Here is a 2,553-nt window from a genome sequence, read left to right as displayed (position 1 = left end):
GCTCAACTGGAGCTACATGTTCAGCCGCGGCTTCTTTTGGGATGCCTACGTCCATACCCTCGCCATGGCGGCGGGTGCCACTGTGCTGGTCAGCCTGGTGGCCTTTCCCTGCGCTTATACGATCGCCTTCAAGTTTCGCGAGTCGGCAAAGCAGCTGCTGGTGTTGCTGCTGGTCACGCCGTTCTTCACCAGCTACCTGGTGCGCACCTATTCATGGCAGGTGTTCCTCAGCGATAACGGCATCTTCAATGCCGCGCTCGGTCTGCTCGGGCTGGAGCCGTTTACCATGCTCAATACAGCGTTCGGTACTTATATTGGCTACTTCACGCTGTGTCTGCCATTGGTGGTTTTGCTGCAACTGTTCAGCCTGATGTACATCGACAGTTCATTGATCGAGGCGGCGCACAACCTCGGCTGCGGACGATTGCGAACGGTGCTGCTGGTGGTGGTGCCGTCGGCGCGGATCGGCATCGTGGTTGCGGCGCTGTTCTGCTTCATCCTGACCTTCGGCGACTTTGTCAGCCCGCTCTACCTGGGTGGTGGTCAGCCGCCGACCTTGAGTACGCTGATCACGGACACCACCAAGTCCGGCCAGCAATGGCCACGCGCGGCGGTGATCGCAACGATGATGATCGTGACGTTGCTCATCGCCGCTTTTGGTGCGGTTCGTTTCGCTTACCGGAGGCGCGCATGAACGAGCATCGGTTGATCAACTTCTTGCTTCGCAGCTTTGTCGTCATGGTGTTCCTCTTCATCTTTTTGCCGATTGCCGGCAGCTTCGTGTTCTCGTTCAGCATTGACCGTTTCCCTTCCTTGCCACTGGGCGGTTTCAGCCTGCACTGGTACGAGACGATCGCCAGCGATCCGGCGGTCTGGCAGGCATTCAGGAACAGCCTGACGGTGGGTGTGGTCGTGTCGCTGGTATCAACCCTGCTTGGGTTTACGGCGGCTTACACAGACTTCCGTTACCAGTTCTTCGGCAAGTCGATCTACATGGCGCTTGCGCTACTGCCGCCCACCATTCCGGTGGTGATCATGGGGCTGGCGATGCTGGCTTTCCTGTCGCGGGTCGGGCTATCCGGCGAGATCTACGCGGTGATGATCAGCCATGTCGTGATGTGCGCACCGTTCGCCATGGCGGTCATCAGGATGCGCCTGGCGCAGATGGATCCGAACATCGAGGCGGCGGCCTGGAACCTGGGGGCCAATCAATGGAAGGCCATGCGTCATGTGATCCTGCCATTCACGGCGCCGAGCATTTTCGCCGCGCTGTTCGTGACCATGGCCGTTTCCTTCGATGAGTTCGCTGTCGCCTGGTTCGTGTCGGGGCTTAACGAAACGGTGCCCGTGCGCATCCTCAATACGCTGCAAGGGCAGGTGAGCCCGACCATCAACGCGATCGGCACCATCGTCTTCATCACGACCATGACCCTAGTGATCCTCGCGCAACTGCTGTTGATGCGGCGGCGTAAGCCCGCCAGTGCCTGATACCACCCTGACAATCATCCGAACACGAAGGATTCAGCCATGACTCAACCGTTGGTGGTATTCGACAACGTGGTTAAACATTTCGATAGCTATCAGGCCGTCGAACGTATGAGCCTGGAGATTTACAAAGGTGAGTTCGTCGCGATCATGGGGTCGAGCGGCTGCGGCAAGACCACAACGCTGCGCATGCTCGCGGGGCTGGATAAACCCAGTGAAGGCGAAATTCGTCTTAACGGTGAGCGCATCAATGATCTCTACTCCTGGGAACGGGAGACGCCGCTGGTCTGGCAAAACCTGGCGCTGTTCCCGTTTCTTGACGTGCTGGAGAACGTCGAGTTCGGTCTGCGAATGAGAGGGATGGCCAWGGCTGAGCGACGCAAGAAGGCGCTACTGTGGCTTGAACGGCTTGGATTGGAGGAGTTCGCCACTCGCGATATAAGCCTGCTCTCCGGTGGCCAGCGGCAACGCGTGGCGTTGGCACGCTCGTTGGTCACCGAACCGCCGATCCTGCTGCTCGACGAGCCCCTGAGCGCCCTCGACGCTCATCTGAGTGTGCGCATGCAAGGCGTGCTGACTGGACTGCAGAAGGACCTGGGTATCACCTTTGTCTACGTCACTCACAGTCAATCCGAAGCCTTTGCAATGGCCGATCGTGTAGTGATCATGAGTCGCGGCCGGGTCGAACAGATCGGCTCGCCGCAGGACGTTTTCCTTGAGCCTCACAACCGCTTCGTTGCCGGGTTCGTTGGCGGTAAAAACATCCTTGATTGCACCGTCGTTGGCTTCGACGATAGCGGGTTGGTTTGCCTCGATTCGGAGCACGGTGGATTCCTGGCGCGGCTGCCTGAGGGTAAAACGGTTGTTCCCGCTGAGCGCGTTACAGTCTGCGTCAGCGCCGAGCATATCGACCTGACCGCGCAGCCTATGCGACGCAACCGGCTGAACTGCACCGTCGTCGGTGAAGAGTTCATCGGCTCGATGGTCAACATCTATCTCGAAGCCAGCGGCGGGCTTGAGTTGCAGGTGCAGAAACGGCATGCCGATTACAACTTGCCTGGCGTGCAC

3 protein-coding genes are annotated in these 2,553 nt (G+C 58.9%); all 3 read left to right on the top strand.

Features of this window, described 5'->3' with window-relative positions; translation table 11 throughout:
- The coding region (locus ACXRVY_RS23810; RefSeq protein ID WP_458238408.1) for an ABC transporter permease at nucleotides 1-694 on the top strand (694 nt) is incomplete at its 5' end.
- Nucleotides 691-1,488 (top strand): ABC transporter permease, encoded by a 798-nt coding sequence (locus tag ACXRVY_RS23805; RefSeq protein ID WP_223457303.1) that lies wholly within the window; start codon nucleotides 691-693, stop codon nucleotides 1,486-1,488. The genes ACXRVY_RS23810 and ACXRVY_RS23805, both read left to right, overlap by 4 nt.
- Nucleotides 1,489-1,527: 39 nt before the next feature.
- Nucleotides 1,528-2,553: ABC transporter ATP-binding protein (locus ACXRVY_RS23800; protein ID WP_458238407.1), on the top strand; the 1,026-nt coding region annotated here is incomplete at its 3' end.

Source organism: Pseudomonas sp. P5_A2_2, assembly GCF_054177685.1.
This window is presented reverse-complemented; position numbering and strand designations above follow the sequence as displayed.

What these genes read in the sequence shown, in the direction of transcription:
- ACXRVY_RS23805 (WP_223457303.1), top strand. Translation starts at nt 691, where the DNA reads ATGAACGAGCATCGGTTGATCAACTTCTTGCTTCGCAGCTTTGTCGTC.